The 16,438-nt window shown below is 34.2% G+C and carries 17 protein-coding genes; 3 read left to right on the top strand and 14 right to left on the bottom strand.

The window, feature by feature from the left end; all coding sequences use genetic code 11:
• Window positions 1-24: 24 nt before the first annotated feature.
• From H2O64_RS21230 to tpx, 7 genes are all read right to left on the bottom strand, one after another.
• Entirely contained in the window at window positions 25-666 is a 642-nt protein-coding gene (locus H2O64_RS21230; protein WP_235982986.1) for a LolA family protein, read from the bottom strand.
• A gap of 1 nt (window position 667) precedes the next feature.
• Window positions 668-3,121: an FtsK/SpoIIIE family DNA translocase gene (locus H2O64_RS21225; protein WP_187564248.1), complete on the bottom strand. Its 2,454-nt coding sequence runs from the start codon at window positions 3,119-3,121 to the stop codon at window positions 668-670.
• A 186-nt stretch (window positions 3,122-3,307) separates the two neighbouring features.
• Entirely contained in the window at window positions 3,308-3,889 is a 582-nt protein-coding gene (locus H2O64_RS21220) for a hypothetical protein (protein ID WP_187564247.1), read from the bottom strand.
• Between the two features lie 73 nt (window positions 3,890-3,962).
• Window positions 3,963-4,154, bottom strand: coding sequence for a hypothetical protein (locus H2O64_RS21215; RefSeq protein ID WP_187564246.1), 192 nt, complete (start codon window positions 4,152-4,154; stop codon window positions 3,963-3,965).
• A 151-nt stretch (window positions 4,155-4,305) separates the two neighbouring features.
• Window positions 4,306-4,488 (bottom strand): hypothetical protein, encoded by a 183-nt coding sequence (locus H2O64_RS21210; protein ID WP_187564245.1) that lies wholly within the window; start codon window positions 4,486-4,488, stop codon window positions 4,306-4,308.
• A gap of 127 nt (window positions 4,489-4,615) precedes the next feature.
• On the bottom strand, window positions 4,616-4,975 hold the full coding sequence (locus H2O64_RS21205; RefSeq protein WP_187564244.1) for a diacylglycerol kinase: 360 nt from the start codon (window positions 4,973-4,975) through the stop codon (window positions 4,616-4,618).
• Window positions 4,968-5,474 (bottom strand): thiol peroxidase, encoded by a 507-nt coding sequence (gene tpx, locus H2O64_RS21200; RefSeq protein WP_187564243.1) that lies wholly within the window; start codon window positions 5,472-5,474, stop codon window positions 4,968-4,970. The genes H2O64_RS21205 and tpx overlap by 8 nt, the downstream gene beginning before the upstream one ends.
• A 218-nt stretch (window positions 5,475-5,692) precedes the next feature.
• On the opposite strand from tpx, the gene katG reads away from it, so the two are divergent.
• A complete protein-coding gene (gene katG / locus H2O64_RS21195) occupies window positions 5,693-7,909 on the top strand; it encodes a catalase/peroxidase HPI (protein ID WP_187564242.1) in 2,217 nt (738 codons plus the stop codon).
• A gap of 76 nt (window positions 7,910-7,985) precedes the next feature.
• Here the strand turns inward: katG and H2O64_RS21190 are convergent, their stop codons facing one another.
• The 4 genes from H2O64_RS21190 to nhaC all read right to left on the bottom strand — a co-directional run bounded on the left by H2O64_RS21190 (window position 7,986) and on the right by nhaC (window position 10,924).
• Window positions 7,986-8,243 carry a DUF6952 family protein gene (locus H2O64_RS21190; protein ID WP_187564241.1) on the bottom strand — a complete coding sequence of 86 codons (258 nt, stop codon included), beginning with the start codon at window positions 8,241-8,243 and terminating at the stop codon, window positions 7,986-7,988.
• 34 nt (window positions 8,244-8,277) lie between these two features.
• Window positions 8,278-8,586, bottom strand: coding sequence for a thioredoxin family protein (locus tag H2O64_RS21185; protein ID WP_187564240.1), 309 nt, complete (start codon window positions 8,584-8,586; stop codon window positions 8,278-8,280).
• A gap of 27 nt (window positions 8,587-8,613) precedes the next feature.
• Window positions 8,614-9,252 carry a peroxiredoxin gene (locus H2O64_RS21180; RefSeq protein WP_187564239.1) on the bottom strand — a complete coding sequence of 213 codons (639 nt, stop codon included), beginning with the start codon at window positions 9,250-9,252 and terminating at the stop codon, window positions 8,614-8,616.
• 181 nt (window positions 9,253-9,433) lie between these two features.
• The gene (gene nhaC, locus H2O64_RS21175) at window positions 9,434-10,924 is read right to left on the bottom strand and encodes a Na+/H+ antiporter NhaC (RefSeq protein WP_187564269.1); all 1,491 of its coding nucleotides are present in this window, start codon (window positions 10,922-10,924) and stop codon (window positions 9,434-9,436) included.
• 395 nt (window positions 10,925-11,319) lie between these two features.
• Here nhaC and H2O64_RS21170 point away from each other — a divergent pair, with 395 nt between their 5' ends.
• The gene (locus H2O64_RS21170; protein WP_187564238.1) at window positions 11,320-12,351 is read left to right on the top strand and encodes a metal-dependent hydrolase; all 1,032 of its coding nucleotides are present in this window, start codon (window positions 11,320-11,322) and stop codon (window positions 12,349-12,351) included.
• Between the two features lie 162 nt (window positions 12,352-12,513).
• Here H2O64_RS21170 and H2O64_RS21165 read toward each other — a convergent pair whose 3' ends face one another.
• From H2O64_RS21165 to H2O64_RS21155, 3 genes are all read right to left on the bottom strand, one after another.
• Entirely contained in the window at window positions 12,514-12,765 is a 252-nt protein-coding gene (locus tag H2O64_RS21165) for a hypothetical protein (protein ID WP_187564237.1), read from the bottom strand.
• A gap of 227 nt (window positions 12,766-12,992) precedes the next feature.
• Entirely contained in the window at window positions 12,993-14,390 is a 1,398-nt protein-coding gene (locus tag H2O64_RS21160) for a right-handed parallel beta-helix repeat-containing protein (RefSeq protein WP_187564236.1), read from the bottom strand.
• Between the two features lie 200 nt (window positions 14,391-14,590).
• Window positions 14,591-15,805 carry an aminotransferase class I/II-fold pyridoxal phosphate-dependent enzyme gene (locus H2O64_RS21155; RefSeq protein WP_187564235.1) on the bottom strand — a complete coding sequence of 405 codons (1,215 nt, stop codon included), beginning with the start codon at window positions 15,803-15,805 and terminating at the stop codon, window positions 14,591-14,593.
• Window positions 15,806-15,960: 155 nt separating this feature from the next.
• On the opposite strand from H2O64_RS21155, the gene H2O64_RS21150 reads away from it, so the two are divergent.
• Window positions 15,961-16,422 (top strand): Lrp/AsnC family transcriptional regulator, encoded by a 462-nt coding sequence (locus H2O64_RS21150; protein ID WP_187564234.1) that lies wholly within the window; start codon window positions 15,961-15,963, stop codon window positions 16,420-16,422.
• The last annotated feature ends 16 nt before the right edge of the window (window positions 16,423-16,438 follow it).

The following is a 16,438-nucleotide window of genomic DNA, read 5'->3' as shown; positions in this document are numbered from 1 at the left end:
ATCTATCTAATATTTTCAAGCAGACTAATCGTTTTTATCAATGTAATAATCCTCGTATTTCGATTCGTCAAATATAAATAAGGTTTTTGATAAAGGCTGATTAGTTTTAAAAGAATTAACAGTTAATGTTGTATTTGTTCCGTTTTTCCCTGTTTCAATTAAGTTGTAGATGTGTTTTGTTTTTACATCAATTCCGAGTAATACACTCTTAATATCTGATTCAGAATCAGTTGGCGTCAATTTGATGTATTGAATTTTTCGACCACGCACATTTTGTAAAATATCCCAAGCGTAGGTGTATCCATTTTTGTAGAATGTGAGCATTTGTGATGGAGACAAGCCGTTTTCGTCTTCTTCCACATCCGAAATTGTTACTTCTTCATTTGCAGGGACAATCGTATATACTTTTTTTGTATCGTATATTTTGGTGAACCCTAAGAAGTTTAGCAAATATTTGTCGCCTTCAAGCGAAACATTTCCTTTAGATTCTTGTTTGGTATTCGCTTCCTTGTTGTTAAGCTCATATTTGAATTCTATTTGAATGTTTCTGTAACTGTTCACTTTGGTAGAAACTTCCTCTAATAGTTTTTTTGCTTTATCGCTATCTTGTGCATTTACATTCAATGCAAATACGCCCAATACCAATACTAAAACTAACTTTCTCATCTTATTCATTTTTTTCATTTTCTAATAATTGTTCTAAAGCTAAAATATCTGGAACCAACACTTGTCGTGCTTTGCTTCCTTCAAATTGACCTACAATTCCCGCTGCTTCTAACTGATCTATGATACGTCCTGCTCTGTTGTATCCAAGTTTCAATTTTCGTTGCAATAACGATGCTGAACCTTGCTGTGCAATAACGATGACTTCCGCAGCTTGCCGGAATAGTTTATCTCTGTCGGAAATGTCTATATCAAGACTTATGCCACTTTCTTCACCAACATATTCTGGCAATATATGTGCGTCAGGATATGCTTTTTGCGCGCCTATAAAATCGGTGATTTTTTCTACTTCTGGAGTGTCTACAAACGCACATTGAATCCGAATTAAATCGTTTCCTTGCGTGTATAACATATCACCGCGACCAATTAATTGATCGGCTCCAGAATTGTCTAAAATCGTACGTGAATCTATTTTCGACATTACACGAAACGCGACTCTGGCTGGGAAATTCGCTTTGATCATTCCTGTAATTACATTTACAGAAGGACGTTGTGTTGCAATGATTAAGTGAATCCCGATGGCACGTGCTAATTGTGCCAAACGCGCAATTGGTGTTTCTACTTCTTTTCCTGCCGTCATGATCAGATCTGCAAATTCATCCACAACTAATACAATGTAAGGTAAAAACTTATGTCCGTCATTCGGATTTAGTTTTCGTGCTTTAAACTTCGCGTTGTATTCTACAATGTTACGACACAATGCATTTTTCAGCATATCATATCGGTTGTCCATTTCAATACAAAGCGAATTCAATGTGTTAATCACTTTTGAATTGTCGGTAATAATTGCTTCTTCAGAATCGGGAAGTTTTGCTAAGTAATGACGTTCTATTTTGTTGAATAATGTTAATTCTACTTTTTTCGGATCGACCAATACAAATTTTACCTCAGCCGGATGTTTTTTGTAAAGTAATGAAGTTAGAATACAATTCAGTCCAACTGATTTTCCTTGTCCAGTTGCTCCAGCCATTAATAAGTGTGGCATTTTGGCTAAATCGACCACTAAAGTTTCATTGCTAATCGTTTTTCCAAACGCAATAGGCAATTGCATTTCTGCCTCTTGAAATTTCTTGGAAGCAATTGCAGAGCGCATCGAAACAATTGCAGGTTTTTTATTTGGCACTTCAATTCCAATAGTACCTTTTCCTGGCATTGGCGCAATGATACGAATACCTAATGCTGCTAATGAAAGCGCAATATCATCTTCTAAGTTTTTAATTTTAGAGATTCGCACACCAGCTTCCGGAATGATTTCGTATAAAGTTACTGTTGGTCCAACCGTTGCTTTGATGCTTGCAATTTCTATTTTATAATTGCGAAGCGTTGTGACAATTTGGTTTTTATTTTCTTCGAGTTCTTCCTGATTGATCGTAATAGAACTTCCGTTGGTATAATCTTTTAGGAGTTCAATGGTTGGAAAACGAAAGTTGCCAAGTTCTAGTTTTGGGTCAAATTCGCCGTGTTCTTTCACGAGTTTATCCGACAGATTTTCGGTGACAGTTTTCTCTTCCAATATTTTTTCCACTTCAATCTCTGTTTCTTCTTCTGGAGGAATTTCTACTTCAAATGAAGTATCTAACTTTTGTGGTTTTGTTGCTTCTTTTTCTCTATCAGAATGATTTTTGATGGTGGGTTGTAAATTTTCAATCGATAATTCAAAATCAGATTTTTCAACTTCCGTTTTTTTGCCTGTTGCTTCTTCAATGGTAGCGTTTTCAGGTGTTGTTGTAGCTGTTGTTTCGTCTACGTTTAACGTTGGTTCAGGAATTGTTTCATCTGTTGCGAAATCTTCTTTAATAGCTTCTGATTTCTTCTTGAAATATTCCGTTACATTTTCTGGCGTAAGCTTTAAACGTACAACAGCATACGTGATAGCACCAAATAATAAGAGCAATCCAATCCCGATTCCACCAATATAATCTTGCAAAAAGGAATTAATTTCATAACCTATTGTTCCTCCAAGTAAAGGCAAAGAGGAGAAAAAGAAACCTGAAAAGATTGAAACCCATATTACAATGATACATCCCCAAAACCAATTGTTGAATAGTTTTTTTTGAGAACTTAAAAATAGATTTAACCCTGAACGAAACAGCAGTACGGAGAAAATTATAGAAGCAATTCCAAATCCTTTATAGATAAAGAAATGACTGATGTTTGCACCAAATTTCTGCATCCAATTTTGTGTTTCGGAAATTCGATCGAGTTGCCCTAATTCACTTTGATCCATTTTCCAAGTAAAGAAGAAGGATATAAAAGCAATGAAAAGTGCTATTGCAAATAACATGAGCAAACTTCCCAAAACAATTTTATGTTGTCTGGTTAGTGTAAAATCAGGTTTTTTGAATTTCGGGACTCTAGGAGTTTTGCTGGTTTTCTTTACGGGTTTTTTCTTTGCCATTCAGGAATTGCTATTTACTGCAAAAATACAAATTACGCTTAACCTGCAAGATATTTAAAATTAATCTTTATGCGAAAAGTTTTTTCAGTAAATACAAGCTTTTGTAACGAATAGGAGTGAAGTTGCAATGTAAAATGAGTTTTGTTTTGAATTCTATTTAATTTTAGGAAGAAAGTCAAGTTTTTTTTAATAGATAGAGAATGCAGTTTTTACTATTTTATTTCCTTTAAAAGTATAACTTGAAAGTATGTATGTGATGCTCCTATGAGAGAAGTTAATTTCTTTCAAAAAATTTAAAGTTTCTTCAATTTTACCATTGTCTATTTTTTCTTTTATGGTATTAAAACCTGGATTAATATCCTTTATTTCCTCTGATTTGATACTGCTTTCAAAACCTTTGCTTTTATAAGAATAGCTAGACGATTCATTCCAATAGTATGCATATATTGTATTGCTGTCCGTTATAAATTCTATACTTTTGAGAACTTTTGAGTTTTCAAGTAAACTACTAAAACCCGTATCAGCAATCGCTCTTTTTCTCCTAATTTCCCCCATGAAGTATAGAAGATTGAAGCTCGTAAAGTCAAAATTTTTCTGTTTTAAACCTTTTGATTTGATCAAGAAACTTGTTTTTCTATCATCATTATGATTTGATTGAGAATAAAACATTTGTTTCGTTATATATACAACGTTTAAGTTATGCTGATTTTTAGAAGAGGAACACGAAACAAGGGAAAATAGAAAGAGTAATGGTATAAAGGTTTTCATTCAGATGAAATTTTCACACAATATATACCTTTTACAAAGAAAAGAAAAAAGCGGGATTTCTCCCGCCTAATTTTTACATATCACCACCATCACCTTGTAGGTCACAATTTATGATACCGCAAGTATGTTTTGGCTCGCCAACACAACCTGTGTTCGCACAACCTATTTTACTTTCAATAGGTTCTGCTCCACCTTTTACAAGATTGTCAAGAATAGAAATTGACTTTTTGTTTAAGCTTAAATTTTTAATACCTCTTTTTTTCATAATACTAAGTTTTTGGTTAAATTATACAACAAGGTAAGAAAAAAAATAATAGTAATGTTTTTATAATAAGAAGCCGGATATACGTCTTTTAAACACATACCCGACTCATTTTTCTTAATTAAGTATATACTCAGTAAGCTTGCTTTAAATTTTACATATTGTTTCCTTCTGTACATGTATATACAATTCCACATGTTGGATGTGGTGGACCAACACAGCCAGTTGCAAGCGGACATTCTTTATACGTCTCAATTGCTCCTCCTTTTAATGCATTTTCTAAATTAGAAATTGACTTCTTGTTTAGATCTAAACTTTTTAAATTCTGTTTTTTCATGATTAAAGTTTTTAAAGTTAATAATGAAAACAAGATAGTAAGAATTTATGGTGTTTGGAATTAAGAATTGTAATGATTTATAAATTATCACAACAACTAGTGTAGTTATTATCAATAAGTTTAAGCTTTAAATGAATTTTGGAATGTATATAAAACAACCAATGATAACGGCAGCTACGGCAAATATAAATACAGCACCAGCAGCTAAATCTTTAATTAAGCCTATTTTTTTATGATGTTCAGGATGAATGAAATCAGCAATTTCTTCAATAGCGGTGTTTAATCCTTCCAAACTCATAATAAGTCCGATAATAAGGATTTGAACAATCCATTCGGTTTTGGAAATTTCAAAATAAAAACCAGCAATAGTCACCAACACGCCAATGAAGAATTGTGCTTTCACGCTGGCTTCTGTGGTAATGAGCAGATATGCGCCTTTAAACGCATATCCGACTCCTTTTATTCTTCCTTTAATGAATTTAATCATCTAGTAATGCTTCTAAAGCTCCTTTATAATTTGGTTCGTCTACGATTTCAGAAACTTGTTCCGTATATTTTACGGTTCCGTTTTCATCGATTACAACAACTGCACGCGAATGTAAGGTTTCTAATGGACCGTTAACGAAATCTAATCCGTAAGACTTTCCGAAGCTTCCATTTTTATAATCTGAAAGATTTACAACATTGTCTAAACCTTCTGCGCCACAAAAACGTGCTTGTGCAAATGGTAAATCATGTGAAATACAAACTACTTTTGTATTTTCTAATTCGCTTGCTTCTTTATTAAATGTACGAACTGAAGTAGCACAGGTTCCTGTATCTATACTTGGGAAAATGTTTAAGACTACTTTTGAACCTTTAAAATCGGCTAATGTTTTTGTTGATAAATCTGTTGCAGTTAATGCAAAATCAGGAGCTTCTGCTCCAACTGTAGGTAAATTACCTGAGGTATGAAATTCGTTTCCTTGTAATGTTACTGATGCCATTTTTTTTGATTTTAGTTAGGAGTAGTAAAAATAGACAATAAAGCCTTTTATTAATAACACTTAGCATAATTTTATCAAATAATTTTAAACTATCATGGTTTTATCTTTTAATAGTCAAAAACTATCGTAAAATAGTAACAATCAATTTTTTTATCTTAATTTTTAGTAAATTAGTAGTTACATTTATAACCTACTAAAAATCTAAAAACATATAATCAATGGAAAATAACTCTTATTCAGACGGTGATCATAATGAAAACGCAGCAAAATGCCCGTTTTTAAGCGGAACTCAAAAGAAGAGTGCTGGTGGTGGAACGAGCAATCGTGATTGGTGGCCAAACGAATTAAAATTAAATATTTTACGTCAGAATGCTCCAAAGAATGATCCATTAGGTGATGATTTCGATTATGCGAAAGCTTTTAGTAGCATTAATTATGACGAGTTAAAGAAAGATCTTGTTCATTTAATGACAGATTCTCAAGATTGGTGGCCTGCAGATTATGGTCATTATGGAGGATTTATGATTCGTATGGCTTGGCACAGTGCTGGAACGTATCGTGTTGGAGACGGACGCGGAGGTGCAGGAACAGGAACACATCGTTTTGCACCACTAAACAGTTGGCCTGATAATGGAAACCTTGATAAAGCACGATTATTATTGTGGCCTGTTAAAAAGAAATATGGAAATAAAATTTCTTGGGCAGATTTAATGGTTTTAGCAGGAAACTGCGCACTAGAATCTATGGGCTTTCCAACATTTGGTTTTGCTGGAGGTCGTGAAGACGTTTGGGAACCAGAACAAGATATTTATTGGGGAAGTGAAACAGGATGGTTAGACAATGACGAACGTTATGATACTGGCGATGGCGATTTAGAAGGTCATCTAGGAGCTGTACACATGGGATTAATTTATGTAAACCCAGAAGGCCCAAACGGAGAACCTGATCCATTAAAATCTGCACACGACATTAAAATAACTTTTGGTCGTATGGCAATGAATGATGAAGAAACAGTTGCTTTAGTAGCTGGTGGACATACATTTGGTAAAGCACACGGTGCGGCTGATCCTGATAAATATGTTGGAGCAGAACCGCATGGAGCTTCTATTGAAGAAATGAGCACAGGTTGGAAAAATACATTTGGAACAGGTGTTTTAGATGATACCATTACAAGTGGAATTGAAGGTGCATGGACACCAAACCCAATACAATGGGATGCAGATTATTTTGAAGTGCTCTTAAACTACGATTGGGAATTAACCAAAAGTCCAGCTGGAGCACATCAATGGACACCAACAGCAGCATCTAATGCGCGTATGGCACCAAAAGCAGGCGATCCAAATGGAAAGCAAGCTTTGATGATGACTACGGCAGATATGGCTTTAAAAATGGATCCGGCTTACAGAAAAATTTCTGAACGTTTTCATAAAGATCACAAAGCATTTGAAGATGCATTTGCACGTGCATGGTACAAACTAACGCATCGTGATATGGGACCAATTTCTCGCTATTTAGGTCCTGAAGTTCCTAAAGAAGAATTAGTATGGCAAGATCCAATACCAACAGTTGATTACACGTTAAGTGAAGCTGATATTGCTACCTTAAAAGGGCTGATTTCAGATTCAGGTTTAACGGTTTCTCAATTAGTTACGACTGCTTGGGCTTCAGCTTCTACTTTTAGAGGTTCAGATAAAAGAGGTGGCGCAAATGGAGGACGTTTACGTTTAGAGCCACAAAGAAGTTGGGAAGTAAACAATCCAGTGGAATTAAATAAAGTGTTGACGGTTTTAGAAGGTGTTCAAAATGCATTTAGCGGAACTATTTCTATGGCAGATTTAATTGTGTTGGCTGGAAATGTTGGAGTAGAACAAGCAGTTAAAAATGCGGGTCATAACGCAAGTGTTCCTTTTACACAAGGTAGAGGAGACGCTTCACAAGAACAAACAGATTTAGAATCTTTCGGATATTTAGAGCCTATCGCTGATGGATTTAGAAATTATATGCATGCTAAGTTAGATGTAGCAGCTGAAGATTTATTAGTAGATCGTGCTAACTTGTTAACGCTTTCTATACCAGAAATGACTGCTTTAGTTGGTGGTTTGCGAGTTTTAGGAGCAAATTATGGTGGATCTAAACATGGCGTATTTACAGATAACGTTGGAAGTTTGACAAATGATTTCTTTACCAATATTCTCGATTTTTCAATTACTTGGAAAGCGGCAACATCAACAGACAAAGAATTTATAGGTCGCGATCGTAAAACGGGAGCAATGAAGTTTTCAGGAACGAGAGCAGATTTAATCTTTGGTTCTAATACAGAACTTCGTGCAGTTGCAGAAGTATATGGAGCAAACGATGGAGAAGAAAGATTTGTCAGAGATTTCATTGCAGCTTGGACGAAAGTGATGAACTTAGACAGGTTTGATCTTGCTTAGAAATAACTCAATTTAGACATACAAAAAAAGTCACTTCGCGAGAAGTGACTTTTTTACTTTTATAGAATATAGTAATCTATGTATCTATTGAACCTAACACACGTTTCATAAAACTATTCAACGCTTCTTTTTTAGGAGTTCCTTCTTTGACCATTTTGTCAACTTCAAGCGCTCCATACATGTTTGAAATTAGTTCGCCAATAACATCGAGTTCTTCATCTTTTAGTGAAGGAACTTCTGTGAGTGCTTCTAAAGTTTCAATCGTTTCAATCACATAATCTTGATCATTTTCTTCAATGAAAGTCGTCAAATGTTTTATTACGGGTAATTTCATGTGTATTTATTTAATTCAATATCAGTTTTGCGTGTTATACAACTTCGCTTACCATTTCCTTTAATACATCAAACTTATTGGTTTGTACTTGCGTTTTGAAAGTTCCACCTTTAAAAGCTGCAAATGTTGGCAAATTGTCAACAGTTGCTAACTGTCTAGCTTCAGGATATTTCTCAGCATCTACAACCAAAAACACTGCATTTTCATTTTCAGAAGCTAATTTTTTAAATTTTGGCTTCATGATTCTACAATTTCCACACCAAGTAGCAGAATATTGTACAAAAACAGTATCATTTTCAGCAATTACTTGCGCCAAGTTATCTTGTTCTAATTCTTTTATCATAACCGTTTTTTTGTACTTATTTTATTCTTAGTGAGTCGCTAAATATGCAGCAGTTCCTTTTGCATTTGGTTGCATTGCTGTTTTTCCTTCTTCCCAGTTTGCTGGACAAACTTCTCCGTTTGTTTGTACGTGTGTGTACGCGTCAATTAAACGTAAAAATTCGTTCACGTTTCTTCCAACTGGCATGTGGTTTACGCCTTCATGAAAAACAGTTCCTTCTTCGTCAATTAAGTAGGTAGCTCTATACGTTACGTTATCACCTTCCACCTGAACAGTTCCAGTTTCTTCGTCGTAGATTTCGTTTTTAATATCTAAAATTCCTAAAATGCTCGATAAGTTACGGTTGCTATCTGCTAATAAAGGATACGTTACACCTTCAATTCCTCCGTTATCTTTTGAAGAATTTAACCATGCGAAGTGAACTTCTGGAGTATCACAAGAAGCACCAATAATGATCGTGTTTCTTTTTTCAAACTCACCTAAAGCTGATTGAAAAGCGTGTAATTCTGTTGGACAAACAAAAGTAAAATCTTTTGGATACCAGAACAATACAACTTTTTTCTTGTTATTTATTGCTTCTTCTAAAACGTTTACTTTGAACGTGTCACCCATTTCGTTCATTGCGTCCACATTTAAGTTTGGAAATTTTTTTCCTACTAAGCTCATAATTATATTTGTTTTTGAATTTATTGAATTTATTGAATTTTTTCAGCTGCAAATATAGGTATGTGCTATAGAGATTTTGATAAAGAAAAGTTTAATTCTTTATCAAGCAATAGATAATGTTTATGGTCTATTCTGAGAAGAATAAATCCATTTTATAAAACCATTAAAATGAGGTTATTGACTATGCGATTTTTGTTGCCAACTGTTTTATTTTTATTCTAAAAGCAGCAAATAATAATGTTGTAAATGGACTTAACCAGTTAAAAAAGGCATATCCTGCATACGAGAAAGTATCAACACCTAATACACCGGATTGATACGCTCCACAAGTATTCCAAGGAACAAGTACAGATGTTACGGTTCCTGCATCTTCTAAGGTTCTACTTAAGTTTTCTGGCGCTAAGCCTTTATCTTCAAAAGCTTTTCTATACATTCTTCCAGGAATTACAATGGCTAAATATTGATCAGAAGCCAATACATTTAATCCAACACAACTAATTACTGTACTTGCAAAAAGTCCAAAAATAGAATCGAATAAGTTTAAAACGGCACTACTGATTCTCGATAAAGCTCCAATTGCGTCCATAACGCCACCAAAAACCATGGCACATACAATAAGCCAGATAGTTCCTAGCATTCCACTCATTCCGCCAGAACTAAATAAATCATTCAATTCGACGCTGCTTGTTTCAATAGAAGTATCAACAGTCATTGCGTTCATTACACCTTTGTATGCATTGTTGAACGTTAAACTATCACCTCCACCAATGGTGGTAACAATTTCTGGTTGAAAAATTACAGCAAAAACGCCACCTAAAAGTGTTCCGATTAATAATGCAATTAATGGCGGTGTTTTTTTTACGATTAGAAAAATAACTGCAACTGGCACTAAAAATAGCCAAGGAGAAATATTGAAAGAAGATGAAATAGAAGCTAACATCTCACTAGTATCTGCAGAACCAGTTACATCCATTGATAGACTGATGATAATAAAAATTATCAGCGTTACTATAATGGTCGGAACCGTTGTATACGTCATGTATTTTATATGTGAGAATAATTCTCCACCTGCCATTGCTGGCGCTAAGTTTGTTGTATCACTCAATGGCGACATTTTATCACCAAAATAAGCTCCAGATATGACAGCTCCTGCGGTCATTCCTGCATGAATACCTAAAGCATTTCCTATTCCAATGAGTGCAATACCAACCGTAGCAGAAGTTGTCCAGCTACTTCCGGTAGCAATTGAAATAATAGCACAAATTATAACACAGGCTGGAAGAAATATTGTAGGATTCAAAATTTGTAATCCGTAATAAATCATAGAAGGAATAATACCACTAATCAACCAAGTTCCTGCTAGTGAACCTACAAAAAGTAGAATTAATAACGCGCCAGTAGTCGATTTTACATTTTCAGCAACTTCATCAAGCATTTGTTTGTATGAAACTTTATTGTAAAACCCAACAATCGCTGCAACTGCGGCACCTAATAACAATACAAATTGATTACTTCCACTAAGCGCATCATCTCCAAAGGCAAACTTTACATTGTAAAATAACATTCCTACCAAAGCAATCACAGGAATTAACGCTTCCCAAATGCTCAACTCTTTATTCTCAATAATATTTTCGTCTTGTGGTTCTCTAGGTTTGATATCTTGACTTTCCATAGTAGTTTTTGGTGTGGTTATTTTTCCTAGCGTAATGTTACGATTTTGTAAACTTCTATGCAAATCAATTTGGTTACGTACCTTTGCAAACTTATAATTAATTAGAGTTGCATGTTATTTAATAAAAAGGTTCACGTTTAAATCATTCTTTTTCTGAAGTATAGAAATGATTTTACGTTAAAAATTTCCGAAGCCTTGGAGGAAATTTAGGAAAAGTATTTCGGTTTTAGTTTTCCAACGAGAAAACTAAAAATACCTACCAGAAAAAGTGCCTTTTCTTTTGTTTCTGTTTTCTTTGGGCAATCAAAGAAAATGAAAATAATAAGCTGATAATATTCTCGTTAATTTTAAAAATATTTTTAATATATAGCTTAGATAATAATACATAAAAATTCATGGATTCATTAACGCAGATTGTATTAGGAGCCGCATGCGCAGAAGCCGCTTTAGGAAAAAAGATTGGAAATAAAGCGTTAATGTTCGGAGCTATTGGTGGAACGATTCCCGATTTAGATGTGTTTGTTGGCAATTGGATGTATGGCAATCAAATAGACGCAATGTTATTTCACAGAGGATTCATGCATTCCATGACCTTTGCTATTTTAGCCGCCTTTTTGCTCGGTTTGTTGGTCTATAAATTGTATGATACTGGCAAACGGAAAGATTTAACGACTCAAAAAGATTGGACGTGGTTATTCTTCTTATCCATCTTTACACATCCTATTTTAGATTGCTTTACAGGATACGGAACGCAATTATTTTTACCATTCAGTGATTATCGGGTAGCTTTTAGTAATATTTCTGTGGCAGATCCAACATATACAGTGCCGTTTTTACTGTGTTTGATAGTGATGATGTTTTTTAATCGTAAAAATCCAACGCGAAGATTATGGCTAAAACTTGGTTTTGGAATTAGTTCTATATACATGTTATTCACGATTGGAAACAAATTCTATATCAATTCGGTATTTGAAAAATCGTTAGCCGAACAAGGGATTACATATCAACGGTATAATACAGAACCTTCTATTTTAAATAATGTATTATGGTTTGGAATTGCAGAAACAGAAACGGAATATCATGTTGCTTTTTATTCGTTGTTTGATACCAAAAATGTCTTTATCGATTGGGAAGTTATTCCAAAAACCCATGATTTAATTCCAAAATCAAATCCTGACTTGGCATCATTGGCTTGGTTTAGCAATGATTATTACAATCTTTCAAAAAATGAAGATGGAACCTATATTTACAGTGATTTGCGGTATCCTTCGATAGATACCGGAAATGGTAAATCGGCAGTATTTTCATTTAAAATCTACAAAGATGGTGATCGACTCAATATGAAACCTTTCCAGCCAGAGTTTGATGAAAACATGACATTAGGTGATGTTTTTGGTATTTTCTGGGAACGAATTAAAGGGAAATAGTATTTTTTGGTTTATGAGGGATTTAGTTATGTGTTGGAATCGTCTCTTCGAGTGATTTTTTGTAATGAAATGAAGAAAAATTGTATCGAGAAGTTTCGCCACGAATACCCGAATTTTTTTATTCAATAACTCAATAACTCAATAACTCAAAACAGTTTCACACTACACCTCATCCGCATACAAATGACTTACACAAGTTGTGCAAATAGTTCTTCCAATTTTCGCACATTGAATCCGCGCTCTGTCTTCGGGCTGACATGCGAAAATTGTTCTTGATTCTTCTTCTATATTCGTACGTCCGCAGATAGATTTATGTTGCGATCGACATTCATTCTCTTCCGTTGGATTTGCTAAGAAAAGGTGTAATTCTCCAGTTTCTTTGCGCTCTCGCAGTATGTAGACATTCTTGCTCATGCAGGGATTAGGTTTTAATTATAATCTGGGACTCAATGATAACTAAAAATGACTGGCTTATTTTACGGGAAACCGTAATGAGCGATATTTTATTTATAATCAGGTAAAACTACTCAGGTTATTTCTCCTGTTTCTGTAAGCTTGGATAAAAAAAAGGAACACCTTTCGATGTTCCTTTTTTGTAAAATTTTGGTTTGCATTTAAATAATTACATAAAGTAAAATTGTTTAAGGTGTTGGAGCTACAGTTGCATTTAGATCAGAAATGATAGTACTTTCGATTTCATTATAAATATCTCCATTTTTGTTATCCGCATAATGATTGATTCCGATTTTAATATTATAAGGACTTCTAGTTCTCAAATTTATATCTGTAATATCTTCTACATTAGCTTCTTTTACTACAATACCGTACGTCTGACCTTGCTCTGTATTTCCAGCTTCAAATCCAGCTCCGAAAAAGTGATTTCCACTTAGTAAAACATGCACACTGTCAAATTCTACACGAATTCCTCCGTATGGTGCTGATCCTAATCCGCCAGAATTAGTTAAAGGGTCATAATCATGATTTTGTTCGTTGTGCGCGCATACATTTCCTGTAACTGACATATGGGAAGAACCAAAAATTGAAATTCCACATGAATTATTCTGATCAGCTGTATTATTTGACACAACTCCAAAATGGCAACGTTCAATAGCAAAACCTAAATCTCCAGAGTTACGCGCTGTATTCCCATAACATTTTAATCGCACAATATCTTTTAAGCTAAATAAATCTGCGGTACCATCACTAGCATTACTTAAGCTTCCAGGACCAGTAATGACGTTGTCAGCAACCACTACATTTTCATGATGTGAAGAAGAACCAGCAAATTGAGTGTCGCCACAGGTTAAATAAATACCATGAACATCTTCTGCACCAATAACGATTCTGTTCTTAGTAATCCAAACATTACTACAATATTTATTATTAGTAATATCACCACTTCCTTGTATATGAATTCCATGAGTGCTAAGGTATTCAAAAGTATTACTATCGATTTTCACATTTTCGTTTGTGCCATGAAAATTAACTCCTCCAGAAGAATTTTTAAAAACACAATTTTTTATAGTTATATTTTTGGTTTCTTGAACATATATTCCAGCAAAGGCTGACAAATTATTAAAAGCACAATTTTCAATAGTTATATTTTCAGCGTCATTGATAAAAATAGCTTGATTAATGAAGTCTAATGTAAAGTCATCTAATGGATTTCCATTCCCACTTGGAGATAGAACAAAATCAAACCCACTAATTTTAATATTTTTTCGAGTTCCAGATGCTCCTCCATAAGTTGAGAAAATACTTGCCATGTCAGTATCTGGTGTTCCATTTGGTTGAGGTTCAGGATCAGTCTCATCATCGTCAATATCAATGGCTTTTAGTGTCGTTTTTGCTCCTGACGTAATCAAACAAACATCTGACTTTAGTTGAATAGGAGCAGAAATAAGAATAACTTTTCCCGATGGAAAAATGAGAGTACCACCACCACTATTGCTGGTATTTGTTATTAAAGTGTTAATTGCAGCAATGTCATCGGTAGTACCATCAGCTTCAACTCCGTAATCCATAATGTCATAAATCATAATAAAAAGTTTTTAAAATTAATAATGATCAAATATCGCAATCAGACTCTCAATTTTAGCATGAATGATGGTTACGAACCCGTAGTTACAGTGCTTTTTTGAAATATGTTTTTTACACAAATAGCAGCTTTCTAAAAAAGTATGAATAAAAAAAAGGAACACCTTTCGATGTTCCCTCTTACGTTAACTAAACGCTGCAATTACACCATTTCTGGTTCCAATATGTTCAATTTTTCCATGCATTCACGCATGACTTTATAGGTACGTTGTATATCATTATCTAATCCGATAGAAAAACGAATCAAGCCATCTGTTAAGCCCATTGCTGCTTGCTCATCTTCTGGAATTTCAGACGAAGTAGAAGTGCCCGGTGCACTAAATAAGGTTTTGTAAAACCCTAAGCTAACGGCTAAATACCCTAAATTTTGTTCCTGCATTAATTCCATCAATTCGTTGGCTTTGTCAATAGTTCCAACATCAATCGTCAACATGCCGCCAAAACCATATTCTGCATTCATCATACTTTTAAATAATTCATGAGATGGATGTGACATTAATCCCGGATACACCGTTTTTAAACCGTCAGCTTCAAACATTTTTGCTAAATAAGCAGCATTGTAACTGTGTTGTTTCATGCGAATATGAAGTGTGCGTAAATTTTTTAATACGGAAGCCGCACGCAAACTATCCATTGTTGAGCCCAATAACATGCTTGCGCCAGTATTTACATTTCGCAATTCATCAATAAAGGCTTGTGTTCCACAAACCACGCCACCAACGGTATCGCTTGCGCCGTTGATAAATTTTGTTAAACTATGAATCACTATGTCTGCACCTAATTTTGCAGGCGCAATTGATAATGGAGAAAATGTATTGTCTACGACTAATTTTAAATCGTATTTCTTAGCTAATTTGGCTAGACCAGCAATATCAGCAACTTCCAATAAAGGATTACTCACAGACTCACAATACAAAACTTTCGTGTTTGATGTAATAGCTGCTTCTACAGCGTCTAACTTTGTAATATCTACAAATGAAGTTTCAATATTAAATCGTGGTGTAAAATTTTTCAAAAAAGCATACGTTCCGCCATAAATAGTTCGACTCGAAACAATATGATCGCCACTTTTACACAATTGCAATAAAACAGGCGTAATTGCGCCCATTCCAGAAGCAGAAACATTTGCAGTTTCTGTACCTTCCATCGCGGCTAAAGCTTCGCCTAAATATAAATTGCTTGGAGATGTATGTCGGGAATACAAATAACAACCATCTGCATTGCCTTCAAAGGTGTCAAACATGGTTTTTGCTGAAATAAAGGTATAGGTAGATGAATCTGAAATGGAAGGATTCACACCTCCAAATTCGCCAAAATATTGTAAATCTTGAATGTTACTCGCAGGATTAAATTTCATAAGCGTGTGGTTTTAATTATAATCAAAAGTGAAAATAATTAGAATTAAAATCAAGTAGTATTTAATTAAGTAGAAAATAAAACTATTAAATTGTATTTTTGTAGATATATTTAAGTTTAATTCTTTTGTAAAAAACTAATTATAGATTTTTTTCCATGTTAAAACTCGATCAAACCGACCGCACTTTGTTGACATTATTGCAAAGTGATAGCAAACAAACCACTAAAGAGCTGTCGAACAAGTTGAATCTTTCCGTAACAGCTGTGTACGAACGCATCAAAAAACTTGATAAAGAAGGTGTTATTAAACGCTATGTAGCACTTTTAGATAAAAAGAAAATCGAAAAAAACTTCTTAGCACAATGTCATGTGCGTTTAACGCAACATTCTAAAGATTTTGTAATGAAATTTGAACGCGAAATTCTAAAACTAGAAGAAGTATTGGAATGTTATCACGTAAGTGGCGATTACGATTATATTTTAAAAGTACTCGTGAAAGATATGGAAGCGTATCGTGATTTTATGATTACGAAATTGACAGCAATTCCCAATATTGGCAATACGCACAGTATATTTGTCATTGGCGAAGTAAAACATACCACGGCAATTTCGCTTTAATAGTTATCGTATCTTT

The organism is Kordia aestuariivivens (assembly GCF_014397005.1).
Classification (GTDB): domain Bacteria; phylum Bacteroidota; class Bacteroidia; order Flavobacteriales; family Flavobacteriaceae; genus Kordia; species Kordia aestuariivivens.
This window is presented reverse-complemented; position numbering and strand designations above follow the sequence as displayed.